Source organism: Streptomyces sp. CY-1, from assembly GCF_047218265.1.
In the GTDB taxonomy this organism is placed as follows: domain Bacteria; phylum Actinomycetota; class Actinomycetes; order Streptomycetales; family Streptomycetaceae; genus Streptomyces; species Streptomyces niphimycinicus.
In genome coordinates this window covers 6,629,777-6,644,385 of the sequence record NZ_CP178393.1, presented here as the reverse complement: position 1 = coordinate 6,644,385, position 14,609 = coordinate 6,629,777, and the positions used below count along the sequence as shown (strand labels likewise).

At 73.1% G+C, this 14,609-nt stretch carries 13 protein-coding genes; 9 read left to right on the top strand and 4 right to left on the bottom strand.

From position 1 onward, the window contains the following. Positions 1-72 precede the first annotated feature (72 nt). A complete protein-coding gene (locus ACK1X7_RS28620; protein ID WP_390793102.1) occupies positions 73-876 on the top strand; it encodes a futalosine hydrolase in 804 nt (267 codons plus the stop codon). Then, complete coding sequence (locus tag ACK1X7_RS28615; protein ID WP_385148956.1) at positions 873-1,739, top strand: 1,4-dihydroxy-6-naphthoate synthase; 867 nt, start codon at positions 873-875, stop codon at positions 1,737-1,739. Before ACK1X7_RS28620 ends, ACK1X7_RS28615 begins: the two co-directional genes overlap by 4 nt. Before the next feature lie 88 nt (positions 1,740-1,827). On the opposite strand, the gene ACK1X7_RS28610 is transcribed toward ACK1X7_RS28615, so the two are convergent. Further along, positions 1,828-2,211 carry a cold-shock protein gene (locus ACK1X7_RS28610; RefSeq protein ID WP_014061494.1) on the bottom strand — a complete coding sequence of 128 codons (384 nt, stop codon included), beginning with the start codon at positions 2,209-2,211 and terminating at the stop codon, positions 1,828-1,830. 168 nt (positions 2,212-2,379) lie between these two features. Here ACK1X7_RS28610 and ACK1X7_RS28605 point away from each other — a divergent pair, with 168 nt between their 5' ends. Then, positions 2,380-2,685 carry a hypothetical protein gene (locus ACK1X7_RS28605; protein ID WP_385148959.1) on the top strand — a complete coding sequence of 102 codons (306 nt, stop codon included), beginning with the start codon at positions 2,380-2,382 and terminating at the stop codon, positions 2,683-2,685. Between the two features lie 30 nt (positions 2,686-2,715). Here ACK1X7_RS28605 and ACK1X7_RS28600 read toward each other — a convergent pair whose 3' ends face one another. Next, the gene (locus tag ACK1X7_RS28600) at positions 2,716-3,414 is read right to left on the bottom strand and encodes an HAD family hydrolase (RefSeq protein ID WP_413115810.1); all 699 of its coding nucleotides are present in this window, start codon (positions 3,412-3,414) and stop codon (positions 2,716-2,718) included. A gap of 76 nt (positions 3,415-3,490) precedes the next feature. Here ACK1X7_RS28600 and ACK1X7_RS28595 point away from each other — a divergent pair, with 76 nt between their 5' ends. The 3 genes from ACK1X7_RS28595 (at position 3,491) to ACK1X7_RS28585 (ending at position 6,596) form a co-directional block, all read left to right on the top strand. Further along, positions 3,491-4,525, top strand: coding sequence for a FecCD family ABC transporter permease (locus ACK1X7_RS28595; protein ID WP_413116914.1), 1,035 nt, complete (start codon positions 3,491-3,493; stop codon positions 4,523-4,525). Between the two features lie 62 nt (positions 4,526-4,587). Beyond that, the gene (locus ACK1X7_RS28590; RefSeq protein ID WP_385148995.1) at positions 4,588-5,715 is read left to right on the top strand and encodes a FecCD family ABC transporter permease; all 1,128 of its coding nucleotides are present in this window, start codon (positions 4,588-4,590) and stop codon (positions 5,713-5,715) included. Beyond that, a complete protein-coding gene (locus ACK1X7_RS28585) occupies positions 5,712-6,596 on the top strand; it encodes an ABC transporter ATP-binding protein (protein ID WP_385148965.1) in 885 nt (294 codons plus the stop codon). The genes ACK1X7_RS28590 and ACK1X7_RS28585 overlap by 4 nt, the downstream gene beginning before the upstream one ends. A gap of 35 nt (positions 6,597-6,631) precedes the next feature. Here ACK1X7_RS28585 and ACK1X7_RS28580 read toward each other — a convergent pair whose 3' ends face one another. Beyond that, positions 6,632-7,936, bottom strand: coding sequence for a hypothetical protein (locus tag ACK1X7_RS28580; protein ID WP_413115809.1), 1,305 nt, complete (start codon positions 7,934-7,936; stop codon positions 6,632-6,634). A gap of 285 nt (positions 7,937-8,221) precedes the next feature. Here ACK1X7_RS28580 and ACK1X7_RS28575 point away from each other — a divergent pair, with 285 nt between their 5' ends. Further along, positions 8,222-10,966, top strand: a complete 2,745-nt coding sequence (locus ACK1X7_RS28575; protein WP_390793165.1) for a helicase C-terminal domain-containing protein — start codon at positions 8,222-8,224, stop codon at positions 10,964-10,966. A gap of 21 nt (positions 10,967-10,987) precedes the next feature. Here ACK1X7_RS28575 and ACK1X7_RS28570 read toward each other — a convergent pair whose 3' ends face one another. Beyond that, on the bottom strand, positions 10,988-11,524 hold the full coding sequence (locus ACK1X7_RS28570; RefSeq protein ID WP_385148971.1) for a VanZ family protein: 537 nt from the start codon (positions 11,522-11,524) through the stop codon (positions 10,988-10,990). A gap of 578 nt (positions 11,525-12,102) precedes the next feature. On the opposite strand from ACK1X7_RS28570, the gene ACK1X7_RS28565 reads away from it, so the two are divergent. Together ACK1X7_RS28565 and ACK1X7_RS28560 are read left to right on the top strand one after the other, a co-directional pair. Continuing rightward, positions 12,103-13,752, top strand: a complete 1,650-nt coding sequence (locus tag ACK1X7_RS28565; protein WP_385148974.1) for a DNA repair helicase XPB — start codon at positions 12,103-12,105, stop codon at positions 13,750-13,752. 167 nt (positions 13,753-13,919) lie between these two features. Beyond that, positions 13,920-14,348, top strand: coding sequence for a hypothetical protein (locus ACK1X7_RS28560; RefSeq protein ID WP_385148977.1), 429 nt, complete (start codon positions 13,920-13,922; stop codon positions 14,346-14,348). The last annotated feature ends 261 nt before the right edge of the window (positions 14,349-14,609 follow it).

Below are 14,609 nucleotides of genomic sequence, written 5' to 3'. Positions count from 1 at the left end.
GGCCCGGCCGCACTGGGCAGACTGGGGCCGGCCCAGGAGCACCAGCCACGCCGTGACAAGGGGGAGCCGTCGATGCGCGTACTGATCGTCACGGCCGTGCCCGTCGAACGGGACGCCGTGGTGCGGGGCATCGGCGCCACGGCCCCCGAGGTGGCCGAACTCCCCGTCCCCGGCGGGACGATCCACCGGCTGAGCCCGGTGCCGCCCACCGGGCCGCCGCTCACCGTGGACGTCCTGGCCGCCGGGGTCGGCCCGGCGGCAGCGGCGGCCGGAGCCGCCGCCGCGCTGACCGTGGCCGCGGTCGCCCGTACCCCCTACGACCTCGCCGTATCGGCCGGTATCGGCGGCGGCTTCACCACCGAGCGCCCCAACGCCACCGAGCGCCCCGCCACCGCGCGACCCGCGCCCGCGCGCCTCGGCTGCATCGTCGTCGCCGACGCGATCGTCGCCGCCGACCTGGGCGCCGAGACCCCCGACGGCTTCGCCGCCGTCACCGACCTGGGCTTCGGAACCGTCGAACACCTCCCGCCCGCCCCGCTCGTCGCCGCCGTCGCCGAGGCGACGGACGCCGTGCGCGGCACCGTGCTCACCGTGTCGACCGTGACCGGCAGCGCCGAACGGGCCGCCGAGCTGCTGCGCCGTCATCCGCTCGCCGCCGCCGAGGCCATGGAGGGCTTCGGCGTGGCGGAGGCCGCCGCGGCCCAGTCCGTGCCCGCTCTGGAGGTACGGGCGATCTCCAACGCGGTCGGGCCGCGCGACCGGGCGGCCTGGCGGATCGGGGAGGCGCTCGAGGCGCTCACCGGCGCCTTCGGAACCATCACCCCCCTCCTCGGCACCTGGACCTGGACCTTGGACCCGGAAGGAACCCGGCAGTGACTGAGCCCCTGAAGATCGCCTACTCCCCGTGCCCCAACGACACCTTCGTCTTCCACGCCTGGGCCCACGGCCGCGTCCCCGGCGCGCCCGCGCTCGATGTCACCTTCGCCGATATCGACGTCACCAACGGGATGGCGGAGCGCGGTGAGTTCGATGTGCTGAAGGTGTCCTACGCCGTACTGCCGTGGGTGCTGGACGACTACGCGCTGCTGCCCTGCGGCGGCGCGCTCGGGCGCGGCTGCGGTCCGCTGGTGCTCACGCGGCAGCCCGGCGAGGGGCAGCAGTTCACCGGCAAGGACCTGGCGGGGAAGACGGTCGCGGTGCCGAGTGAGCGTTCGACCGCGTATCTGCTCTTCCGGCTGTGGGCCGCCGCGGAGGTGCCGGGCGGGGTCGGCGAGATCAAGGTGCTGCCGTTCCACGCGATCATGCCCGCGGTACGGGACGGCGAGGTCGACGCCGGGCTCGTCATCCACGAAGCCCGGTTCACCTATCAGAATTACGGGCTGCACTGCCTGGCCGACATGGGCGAGCACTGGGAGCGGACCACCAGCCTGCCGATCCCGCTCGGCGCGATCATCGCCAAGCGCTCACTGGGCGACGAGCGGCTGCGGGAACTCGCCGACGCCGCCCGGACATCGGTACGGATGGCCTGGGACGACCCGGAGGCGTCGCGGACATATGTCCTGGAGCACGCCCAGGAGATGGACCCGGCCGTCGCCGATCAGCACATCGGGCTGTATGTGAACGAGTTCACCGCCGACCTGGGCGAGAACGGCTACGCCGCGGTGCGCGGGCTGCTGACCCGCGCGGCGGCCGAGGGGCTGGTGCCGCCCCTCGGCCCCGGTGCGCTGGACGCGGTCTGACGTTCCGGCGCATTCCGGTGCTCCGGCGGATTCCGGTGCTGCGATGGGTTCCGGCTGACGGGGTGTCGTACGTGCCGGGCCGATCAGGTCATACGTCGAGCTGGTCGGCCACCGCCCGCAGCATGCCCGCGATCTTGTGGCCGTGTGCCTTGTCCGGGTAGCGACCGCGCTCGAGCTGCTGCGTCACGTTTTCCAGCAGGGTGGTCAGATCCTGGACGATCGATGCCAGCTCATCCGGCTTGCGCCGCTGGGCGGCCGCCACGGAAGGGGTCGGGTCGAGAACGGTGACGGACAATGCCTGGTCTCCGCGGTTTCCGGCCACCACGCCGAATTCCACGCGCTGCCCCGGCTTCAGCGCGTCGACGCCTTCCGGAAGCACCGACGAGTGAACGAAGACGTCGCCACCGTCATCGCGGGAGAGAAAGCCAAAGCCCTTCTCACTGTTGAACCACTTGACCTTGCCGGTAGGCACGTCTGTCTCGTCCTCGTCGCTCGTCGGAAAACACGGAAAAACGGCTCTCGATAGCACTACAGCGGGTCGTAAGACCCGCCACCACCAAGGCTAATGGTCCCGAGCCTGGTGACAAGACGTACCCGGGTGGTTCCTATGCGCGCTCTGGCACGGATCTACCCTGGTGCGGTGAGTAATGAAACCCCGCACCGTGGCGGCTCCCCCGGCTCCCCCCGGGAGGCGCCCCTTCCCGGCGACCGGCTCATCCGGTCCGGCGTCATCGTCTTCGCCATCGGAGCGGTGGCCACGCTCATCACCGTCGCGCCGCTTTTCCTCGGCGCGGACCCGCTGCCGTCGGTGGCGTACTTCATGTGCATGCTGATGGGGGTCGGCTTCGCCCTCGCCGCCGCGGGGCTGTTGCGCTCCATCGCGGCGCAGCGGCGGCAGGCCGCGGCCGCCCAGGCGCCACGGACGGCCGTACCGCCGAACGGGTGAATCAGCCCGGGGTATGCGTCTGCGAGCCGATCAGCTTGCTGGGTGACCGCCTATGTGCCCCGCCAGCCAGGCCGGGAACGCCGTCAGATCGTCCAGGACGACATCGGCGCCGGCCGCCAGCAGCTCATCCGCCGGGCAGGGCCCGGTGGCGACCGCCACGGACAGCGCACCGGCCGTACGGGCGCCCCGTACGTCACCCGTGTGGTCCCCCACGTACACCGTCGCCCCGTACTCCCGCAGCGCCTCCGCCTTGGCCTCGGCCCACAGCCAGCCGATGACCGCGTCCGCCTCGATGCCCAGATGGCTCAGGTGCAGCTTGGCGTTGGGCTCGTGCTTGGCGGTGACGACGATGGCCCGGCCGCCGGCCCGCCGTACGGCCTCGATCGCCTCACGGGCCCCGGTCATGGCCGGAGTGGGCGCGATCGCGTACTCCGGGTAGAGCTCGCGGTAGAGCTCGCCCATCTCCTCGATCCGCTCGTCGGGGAACCAGTGCACCAGCTCCTGCTCCAGCGGCGGGCCGAGCCGGGTGATGGCGAGGTCGGAGTCGATGTAGGTGCCGGTCCGGGCCGAGAGCGCCTCGTACGCCGCCCTGATGCCCGGCCGGGAGTCGATGAGGGTCATGTCGAGGTCGAAGCCGACGGTCACCGTGTGCGACCCGGCGTCCGCGGCGAGACCCGGGGCTGTGGTGGGGGCGGGGGACGGAGCGGAGTACGAAGCCATGCCCGCCATTGTGCCCCGACCCCACCCCATACACTTAGCCTCGCCTAACTTCGTGGCCGACGAGCGAGACGAACGAACGGAAGCGATGACCGCCGACCGGACCAGCAGCCGCCCTCCCAGAGCCTCCCTGGTCCGCCGCCGCCTCGGCTGGACGGCCGCGGCCGTCGTCGCCCTGCTGCTCGCCGTCCTGCTGAGCCTCGCCGTGGGCAGCCGCCAGATCGCGCCGAGCGCGGTGCTGGACGCGCTGCTGCACGGCGGTTCGAGCGACGCGGCCGACATCGTGCGGTCCCTGCGGCTGCCGCGCACCGTCATCGGGCTGATGGTCGGCGCGGCGCTCGCCATGGCCGGCACCGTGATGCAGGGCGTCACCCGCAACCCGATCGCCGACCCGGGCATCCTCGGCGTCAGCCAGGGGGCCTCGGTGGGCGTCGTGCTCGCGATCGCCTTCGCCGGGGTGCACACGCTGAGCGGCTATGTCTGGTTCGCCTTCGCGGGCGCCGGGCTGGCGTCGGTCGCCGTCTACGCTATCGCCGGCAGCGGGCGGGGCGGCGCGACCCCGGTCAAACTCGCCCTCTCCGGCGCCGCGATCAACGCGCTGCTGGTGTCCGTGACGACGGGCGTACTGACGACGAAGGCGGCGGCCCTGGATGAGTTCCGCTTCTGGCAGATCGGCTCGCTCGCCGGGCGGGACACCGGGATCGTCGGCCAGATCTGGCCGTTCCTGCTGGTCGGCACGGTGCTGGTGATCGCGGTGGCACGCGGTCTGGACGCGCTGGCGCTCGGCGAGGACGTCGCGAAGGGGCTCGGCCAGAATGTGGCGGTGGTACGGGTCGTCGCCGCCCTCGGCGCCACGATCCTCACCGGGGTCGGGGTCGCCGCCGCCGGTCCGCTCGCTTTCGTCGGCCTCGCGGTCCCCCATATCGCCCGCGCGATCGTCGGCACCGACCACCGCTGGGTCCTTCCGATGGCCGCTCTGATCGGCCCGGTGATGCTGCTGGTGTCGGATGTGGTGGGCCGGATCCTCTTCCCGCCGAGCGAGGTCCCGGCGGGCGTGATGACCGCGCTGATCGGGGTGCCCTTCCTGGTCATGCTGGTCCGCCGGAAGACGGTGGCCGCGTGACCGCCACCGACAGCCGCGCTGACGGCGGCGCCGAAAGCCGCACCGACAGCCGCGCCGACCGCCTGGCCGCGCGGACGGGCATCCGCCCCGCCGGATATGGCCTGATCCGCGTCAAGGGCCGCGGACGAAGCGGCCATGACGGGCGTGACCTCCGTGGCGGATCGTTCCTGCTGCACCGCCGCTCGGCCCTCGTCGCGATCGGGCTGGCCCTGGCCACCGCCGCCGTCTGTGTGGCGTATCTATGCGTCGGCGAGAGCTTCATCGCCCCCGCCGACGCCGTGAAGGCCGTTCTGCACACCCAGTGGGGCCTCGGACAGGCCACCCCGAACGATCTCGTCGTCGGCACGCTGCGGCTCCCCCGGATGACGCTCGGGCTGATGGTCGGCGCCGCCTTCGGCATCGCGGGCGCGCTGATCCAGACGGTGGCCCGTAACCCCCTCGCGAGCCCGGACATCATCGGTGTCAGCCAGGGCGCGAGCGCGGTGACCGTGGGCGCGATGACCTACGGGGTGACCTCCTTCGCCGTCCTGCCCTATCTCTCCGTCGCGGGCGGTCTCGCCGCCGCCGCGCTGGTGTACGTCTTCGCCTGGCGCGGCGGGCTTCAGGCGGCCCGCTTCGTGCTCATCGGCATCGGTTTCGCCGTCGCGCTGCGCTCGATCACCCATCTCTTCCTGACCAAGGGCGACTATCTCGTGGCCCAGCAGGCGAAGGTGTGGATGACCGGTTCGCTCAACGGACGCGGCTGGGACGAGGCCGGTCCGCTCGGCTGGGCGCTGCTGGTGCTGCTGCCCGGGGTGCTGTGGGCGGCGCGGGCGCAGCGCACGGTGTCCCTGGACGACGACACCGCGACCGCGCTGGGCGTACGGCTCGGGCGGGTGCGGCTGGGCCTGGTCTCCCTCGGCGTCGTACTCGCGTCGATGGCGACGGGCGCGGCCGGCCCGGTGGACTTCGTGGCGCTGCTCGCCCCGCAGATCGCCCGCCGGATGACCCGCACCGCCCAGATCCCGCTGCTGTGCTCGGCCCTGGCCGGAGCGTTCATCGTCGTCACCGCCGATCTGCTGGCCCGCAAGCTGTTCGCGCCGACCGAACTGCCGGTGGGCGTGCTGACCGCCGCCGTCGGCGCCCCGTATCTGATCCACCTGCTGCTGTCTTCCGGAGGACGCGGCCGTAAGGGAGGCACCGCCGCATGACCGCTTCGGCGTCCACAACGGGTACGACGGGAACCACGGATACGACGGGAACGACGGGAACGGATCCGGTGGAACCCGCTGCCCCGAACCGGCTCACCGCGCGTGAGCTGACCCTCGCCTACGAGGACCGGACCGTCGTGGACGGGCTGGACCTGGCGATACCCGACGGCGAGGTCACGGTCATCGTCGGCCCCAACGCCTGCGGCAAGTCCACCCTGCTGCGCGCCCTCGGGCGGCTGCTGCGCCCGCGCGGCGGCGCCGTACTCCTCGACGGCACGGATCTCGCCCGGATCCCCACCAAGAAGATCGCCCGGGCCGTGGGGCTGCTCCCGCAGACCCCGGTCGCGCCCGAGGCGATCACCGTCGCGGATCTCGTCTCCCGTGGCCGCCAACCGCATCAGCACTGGTGGCAGCAGTGGTCGGAGGAGGACGAACGAGCCGTCACGGACGCCATGGAGCGTACGGACGTGACGGCGCTGGCCGACCGCCCGGTGGACGAGCTGTCCGGCGGACAGCGGCAGCGCGTATGGATCGCGATGGCGCTCGCGCAGGAGACCGATCTGCTGCTGCTGGACGAGCCGACGACGTATCTGGACATCTCCCATCAGGTGGAGGTGCTGGACCTGGTGCGCCAGCTCAACCATGAACGCGGCCGTACGGTCGTCGCCGTCCTGCACGACCTCAACCAGGCCGCCCGCTACGCCGATCATCTGATCGCGATGAAGGAGGGCCGGATCGTGGCACGCGGCGGCCCGGCGGAGATCGTCACGGCGGAGCTGGTGCACGAGGTGTTCGGCCTGGACTCGGTGGTGGTCCCCGACCCGGTCACCGGCAGCCCCCTCGTCGTCCCGGGCACGCCTTGGCAGGCCGAGCGGGACTGAGCGACGGCGGGCCGGGCGCCGAGCCCTTCCAGACCTCAGCCCTTGCGCCGCGCGCGCCACAGCAGGAAGAGCACCGAGGCGATGGCCGCGCCCCGGACGACGAACGGCCAGGTGTCGGTCAGCGCGTCCTTCCAGCCGTCCTCGGGGATCGGTTGGCCCCATTTGCGGGCGGCCCGGCCCCACAGCCAGACCCCGGCCCCGGCCCCGACCAGACCGGGTATCCCCATCGAGGCCCACTTCGCCCCGGCCGGGGAGTGGCGGTAGGTGCCGTAGTACGCGATCACCCAGCCGAAGGCGATCGGGATGATGTTGCCCATGACGGCGCCCGCCACGAGGAGTCCGACCGCCACCAGCAGTATCGGGCCGAGCCCGGCCAGCCATTTGGCGACGCCGACCCCGCCCCCGCCCGCGGGCTGATCGGCCGCCTTACCGGGCCCGAGCAGCACCCGGCGCAGCCCACCGCGCCGCTTGCCCCCGGCCGCGGCCTTGGCCTTCGCCTCCTCGGCTGCCTCGGCCTCGGCGGCGGCCGCCTCCTCCGCCGCCGCCTTCTCCTCGGCCTCGCGCCGCTCCTGGCGCTCCTGCTCCGCCGTCTTGCCCTTGCCGAGCAGTTCGGGGATCTCGATCCCGCCGGTGAACCCCTCGACCGAGCCGTACTGCCCGTCGCGCTGCTCGGGCTGGGCGAACGGGCCAGCCTCCACATGCCACCAGTCCATGTTGGACTCGCGCGCGCTCAGTTCGTCCTCCCCCGCGAGATGTGGCGGGGAGGCGGCGTTGGACGGGGGCGGGGCGGGGGTGGAGGGCCTCGGCTTGATCAGGGAGGGGGAGCCGTCGCCCGGGCCGCCGCCGGGGCCGTCGCCCGGGCCGCCGCCGGGGCCGCCGCCGTTCCGGCCCGTGCCGGGCACCCCCGGGGCGTCCTCCTCGCGCGGGGTGGGGACCTTACCGGTGAGACCGCTGCTCTTGGCGAGCCCGGCCAGTCTGTCGCGGGCCGCCCGCGCCGCTCCGGCGGCTCCCCGCTGCGCCCCACCGCCGCCCGAGCCGCCGACCGCTCCATTGCCCGTGCCGCCACCAGCCGGGCCCGGCTCGGCGCCCGTTCCCGAGCCCGGGTCGGGGGGCCGACCGCCCGCGGCGGCCACCACGTCGGCCGGTGAACCCAGCTTGGACAGGATCCGCTTCACCCCGGCCGGGCTGTCCGCCCCTCCGGTGGTCCGGCGATGGTCGATATCGGCCCGCAGCCCGGAGACCAGCCGCATGCGTTCACCGGACGACAGACCCTGCTGCTGAGCCAGGTCACCGACACGGCTCAGATAGTCGTAGACGAGCTTTTCGCTCTCGATCCCCACCAAGACCCCTGAGAATGCGCACGGTCGGCGTATCAGTCGGCTCCGACGGTACCGCGCGGAAGCGGAGTCCCGCCGCACCCCCTGCGTCCCGCACCCCGCGGGTACTGTGGATCGAATGAGCAGTTCATGGAATCGGGAAGGCTGAAATGCCCGAAGAGACCAGCTCGCGCAACCGGGAGGCATGAGTTGCCCGCAGACACCGGCCGTGGGGACACCGGCCACGGGGACGGCGGCCCACGGGACACCGGCCCATGGGACGGCGGCCACGGCAACCGTGGTCGCGGGATGCCGCGCACACTCGCCGAGGAGCTGCGGACCCGGCCCGACGACGCCCTCGCCGCCCTGCTGCGCGCCCGCCCCGATCTGCTCTCCCCGGTCCCGAACGACCTCACCCAGCTCGCCACCCGGGCCGGCACCCGCGCCTCGGTGGTACGGGCCGTCGAGCGGCTCGACCGGTTCGCGCTGCAAACCGCCGAGGCGCTGGCGGTCGCGCCCGACCCGTGCCCGTACGAAACCCTGCGGGATCTGCTGACGGGCGATGAGGGCACGGAGGAGGCCGAGGGTCAGGGGGACGCCCGGGGTGCGGGGGACGCATCGTCGTCCGTCGAACCCGTCATCGAGGCCGCCTCACCCCTCACCCCCGCCGGCCCCCCGCCCGGCACCGACGCCGCCCTGGGCGCCGAGGAACGTGCGGTGATCGCGGCCGAGCTGCCGCGTGCCGTGGCCACCCTGCGCGACCAGGCCCTGGTCTGGGGCGGTGACGACCGGCTCCGCCTCGTCCGCACCGCCCGCGAACTGCTCGCGCCCTCCCCCACCTCCCCCTCCCCGACCGGTCTCGGCCCGACCGTCCAGGAGGCCACGTCCGGGATGTCGCCGGGCCGACTACAGGAGTTGCTCGCGGGCGCCGGGCTGCCGCCCACCCACGACCCGGTCACGGCGGTGGCGGCCCTGGCCGAGCTGTTCCAGGACCGCGCCCGGATGGCGGCGCTGCTGGACGGGGCCCCGCCGGGCGCGGCGGGCGTGCTGGCCAAGCTGACCTGGGGACCGCCGTACGGGGAGGCGTCCGTCGCCTCACCCACCCCGCCCGTCGGCTGGCTGCTGGACCGCGGACTGCTGCTCCCGTCCGGGCCGCGCAACGTGGTGCTGCCCCGCGAGGTCGCCCTGCATCTGCGCCACGGCCGGGCGCACCGCGCCCCCGAGCCGCTGGCCCCACCGCTCTCGCCCACCGCCGAGCACGATCCACAGGCTGTGGATAACACTGCCGCGGGCCAGACCTTCACCGCCCTGGCCACCGTCGAGGAGCTGCTGGGGCAGTGGGAGAGCGCCGGACCTCCCGTATTGCGCGCGGGCGGGCTGAGCGTCCGCGACCTCAAGCGGGCCGCCGTGGCACTCGACGTGGCCGAACCGGTGGCCGCCTTCTGGATCGAGCTGGCCTACGCGGCCGGGCTGGTGGCCTCCGACGGTGAGACCGACGAGCGCTACGCCCCCACCCCCGCCTACGACGACTGGCTGCGGCTGCCCGCCGAGGAGCGCTGGGCGCGGCTCGCCGCCGCCTGGCTGCCCGCGACCCGTACGGCGGGCCTGGTCGGCGGCCGGGACAACCGGGGCCGCACCCTCGCCGCTCTCGGCCCGGAACTGGACCGCTCCCCGGCCCCCGAGGTCCGCCGCCGGGTCCTCGAACTCCTGGCCACCCTCCCGTCCGGTGCCGCGCCCGCCCCCGACGTCGTGCTGACCCGGCTGCGGTGGGAGCGGCCGACCAGCCACCGCGGGGCCCCCGCCGCGGCCGGTGCCGCCCCGGGTGCCTCCTCGCCCGGCGGGTCGGCCGCCGGCGCCACCGCACCCACCTGGACCGCCCCCACCAGGGAGGACCTGCGTTCGCGACTGGCCCGCTGGGCGGTGGCCGAGGCCGAAATGCTCGGGATCACCGGCCGCGGCGCGCTCTCCTCCCACGGCCGCGCCCTGCTGGAACGCCACCCGGACGAACCGCCTGCCGCCAGGAGCGACATCGCGTCCGCGCACGCCGCGCGGCTGCTCGCGCCGCTGCTCCCCGAGCCCCTCGACCACGTCCTGCTCCAGGCGGACCTGACCGCCGTCGCGCCCGGCCCCCTGGAACGGCCGCTCGCCGAGACGCTGGGCATCCTCGCCGACGTCGAGTCCAAGGGCGGGGCGACCGTGTACCGCTTCACGCCCGAGTCCGTACGCCGTGCGCTGGACGCCGGGCGGACCGCCGACGATGTGCACACCTTCCTCGCCGCGCACTCCCGCACCCCGGTGCCCCAGCCGCTCACCTATCTCGTCAACGATGTGGCCCGTAAGCACGGCCGACTGCGCATCGGCACCGCCTCCGCGTATCTGCGCTGCGACGACGACGCACTGCTCGCCGAGATCCTCGCCGACCGCCGCTCGGCGGGGCTGCGGCTGCGCCGCCTCGCCCCCACCGTGCTGGCCGCCCAGGCGCCGCCGGACACGCTGCTGGAGGGGCTGCGGGCGATGGGGTACGCCCCGGCCGCCGAGTCCGCCGAGGGCGATGTGCTGGTCAGCCGCCCCGAAGCCCAGCGCACCCCGCCCCGTACGCCGCCCGTGCCGGTCCCGGAGGGCCCGCCGGTGGCCGACGCCACCCTGCTGGGCGCGGCCGTACGCGCCATCCGCGCCGGGGACCTCGCCGCGACGGCGCCCCACAAACCGGCGGCCGCGTCAGAAGCCGGGGCGGGGCCGGATGCCGGGACCGGTGCCGGGGCTGGTTCCCGGTCCGGAGCCGGGGCTGGTTCCGGGGCCGCCACCACCGGCGATCGGCTGCCCCGCACCACCTCCGCCGACACCCTCGCCACCATGCAGGCCGCGGCCCTGACCGGCTCCAACGTCTGGATCGGCTATGTCAACGCGAACGGCGCGGCCACCCAGCGCGTGATCGCCCCGGTCCGGGTCGAGGGCGGCTTCGTCACGGCGTACGACCACACCGCGGACGAGGTCCGTACGTACCCCCTGCACCGCATCACGGGCGCCGCCGAACTGGCCGAGGACGCGACGTGACGCAGGCACCATGGCGTTAGCTCACGCGGCGGGCGGTCGCTGGGTCCAGCGGTGCCACCAGTGGCGGCGGCGGGGGTGCAGGGCGTGGCCGAGCCAGCGGCCGATCACGACGTAGCCGAGCAGCGCGCCCGTCGTGTTGAGGATGACGTCGTCGATGTCGAAGGCCCGGCCCTCGACGATGAGCCCCTGAACGGTCTCGACGGCCACCATCACCAGGGCCGTCACCACCACCACCCGCACCGCGCCCCGCGCCTTGGGCAGCAGCATCGGCAGCAGCACGCCGAAGGGGGCACCGAGCAGCACATTGCCGCCGATCTGCTTCACCGTGTCCTGGAAGGCGGGCTGGTCGACGTAGGCGCGCAGCGAGCGTCCCGGGTGCAGATTGGTGTGGACGAGGTCGACGGAGCCGGGCTGGGGCACGAGCGTGGCCTTGGCGAGCGCCGCCGCGAAGCCGACCATGCAGACGAACGCCGCGAGCATCACCAGCAACCGTGCGGCGCGTGCGCCGAACGACTTGCGCTGGAGCAGCGCCGTCTCCGAGGCGCCCCCGGGCTCCACGGGCTTGGCAGGCTCGGCAGGCCCCGCGATCCGGGCTGTCCCGGTCCGGGCTTTCGGCGACGGGCCCTTCGCGGACTCAGGCTTCGCAGCCCGGGCCTTGGCGGTCTGCGGTTTCGTGGACCCAGGCTTCGCGGTCTGCGACTTCGTGGACTGCGGCTTCGCGGTCTGCGGCTTCGCGGTCTGCGGCTTCGTCGTCCGGGCTCCCTTCGCCGGAGCCCCACCCGCCCGCGGCCCGCTCTTCTGGCCGCTCGCCTTCTTCTGGCCGACCGTGGTCCGGGAACCCTCCCTCGGCTTCTTCTCCCCCGACGCTGCCCGCTTCTCCGCCGTCCGCTTTACCGTCGTCCTCTTGTCCGCCGTCCGCCGGATCTCCCATCCAGCGATGCTGATCACAGGGACTCCCTCCCGCCCATGGCTCTGTCGTCGCGGCGCTGTCGTCGCGGTTCCGTCGGTCCGTGTTCGTCTTCGTTGGTCTTCGCCGCTTGCCCGGAGCCGCCCGTTGTATCCCTGCGGCTCTCCGCCACGCCTTCTCGATGGGGGACACTGGTTCTTTGGCCGGCAGCACGAAAGGACCCAGGCGCGTGAATGGACCCCTCATCGTCCAAAGCGACAAGACGCTCCTGCTCGAGGTGGACCACGAGCAGGCAGGCGCCTGCCGCCGCGCCATCGCGCCCTTCGCCGAGCTGGAGCGGGCGCCCGAGCACATCCACACCTACCGGGTGACCCCGCTGGGGCTGTGGAACGCCCGCGCCGCCGGGCACGACGCCGAGCAGGTGGTCGACGCCCTCGTCGCGTACTCCCGCTACCCCGTCCCGCACGCCCTGCTCGTCGACGTCGCGGAGACCATGGCCCGCTACGGGCGGCTGCGGCTGCTCAAGCACCCCACCCACGGTCTGGTCCTGGAGACCAGCGACCGCCCGATCCTCGAGGAGATCCTGCGGTCGAAGAAGATCCAGCCGCTGGTCGGCGCCCGGATCGACCCGGAGACCGTCGTCGTCCATCCCTCCGAGCGCGGGCAGATCAAGCAGACGCTGCTGAAGCTGGGCTGGCCCGCCGAGGACCTGGCCGGTTATGTGGACGGCGAGGCCCACCCCATCGAGCTGCGCGAGGACGGCTGGGCGCTGCGGCCGTATCAGACCCAGGCCGTGGAGGGCTTCTGGCACGGCGGCTCCGGTGTTGTCGTGCTGCCCTGCGGTGCCGGAAAGACGCTGGTGGGGGCGGGTGCGATGGCCACCGCCAAGTCGACCACGCTGATCCTGGTCACCAACACCGTCTCCGCCCGGCAGTGGAAGCACGAGCTGGTGCGCCGCACCTCGCTCACCGAGGAGGAGATCGGTGAGTACAGCGGCACGCGGAAGGAGATCCGCCCGATCACCATCGCCACGTACCAGGTGCTCACCACCAAGCGGAAGGGCATCTACCCGCATCTGGAGCTGTTCGACTCCCGCGACTGGGGCCTGATCGTCTACGACGAGGTGCATCTGCTGCCGGCGCCCGTCTTCAAGTTCACCGCCGATCTACAGGCCCGGCGGCGGCTCGGGCTCACGGCGACGCTCGTCCGGGAGGACGGCCGGGAGTCCGATGTCTTCTCGCTCATCGGGCCCAAGCGCTTCGACGCGCCCTGGAAGGAGATCGAGGCGCAGGGCTATATCGCGCCCGCCGACTGTGTCGAGGTCCGGGTCAATCTGACCGAGGCCGAGCGGCTGACGTACGCCACCGCCGAGACCGACGAGAAGTACCGCTACTGCGCCACCACCGACTCCAAGCGGCAGGTCACCGAGGCGCTGGTCGCCCGGCACAAGGGGCAGCAGACGCTGGTCATCGGCCAGTACATCGACCAGCTCGACGAGTTGGGCGAGCACCTGGACGCGCCCGTCATCAAGGGCGAGACCACCAACGCCCAGCGGGAGAAGCTCTTCGACGCCTTCCGGGAGGGCGAGCTGTCGGTGCTCGTCGTCTCGAAGGTCGCCAACTTCTCCATCGACCTCCCCGAGGCCACGGTCGCCATCCAGGTCTCCGGCACCTTCGGCTCCCGCCAGGAGGAGGCCCAGCGGCTCGGCCGGGTGCTGCGCCCGAAGGCCGACGGCCACCCGGCGGTCTTCTACTCGGTGGTCGCGCGCGACACGATCGACCAGGACTTCGCGGCGCACCGGCAGCGGTTCCTGGCCGAGCAGGGGTACGCGTACCGGATCGTGGACGCGAGCGAGCTGCTCGCGGACGAGGACGTCTGACCTTCGGCCCACCACGAGTCACCCACGGCCGTTGGGCACGCTCCCATGGCCATGACATGTGTCATGGGTGACCCGTGATCGCCGACTCTGCCCGGGAGATTCCCCGCCCGGAAGGATCGTGAGTGTCAGCAGGACATGGCACCACACGACGCCGAAGGGGCGGGGACATGGGCATCGGCATCCGCAAACGCAAAACCGCGACCACCGACATCGACCTGAGCGACATCAAGCCGCTGCCACTGTGGTTCTTCGGCTTCGAGGGCGTCATGGGTGCCGCGTACGACCTGACCAAGGCGTGGGACGACGCCTGGATGGCGCTCATCGCGATCGCCTTGGTGAACGTCGTCGTCGGGGCGACCGTGCTGCGCCGCCGGGTGAAGCTGATGCGCGCGATGCTCAAGAACGCCCACACCCGGAAGATCGCCATCGGGCTGCTCGCGCTCCGCGTCGGCCTCCATCTCGTCCTCGCCGCCGTCGGTGCCCCGGTCACCTCGGTCGCCGGGCATCTGACCGTCGCGGTCCTGATGGGCGCGACGACGGTGACGCTGCTGTGGTTCAACCAGCGCGTGACCTTCCGCGCCCTGCGGCTCGCCTGAGACAAGGACGGAGCCCACGCCGGGCCCACAGCCCAGCCGGAGGCCCACAAGCCGGGCACGAGGCCCGCCCGCGAGCCCGCCCGGCCCCCTCCCCCGGAGCCGTCATAATTCATTCGCCTCCCGGACATGCCCTGGCTACAATCGCCGGTCTTGCCGCCTCCCGCGTTCCGAACGGGAGAGCCGCCGCCCGGACGGAAACCGGTCGGCATCTCTGACCGCGCATCCATACCGCGCACCCGCTTTGTGTATTCGCTTTGTGTA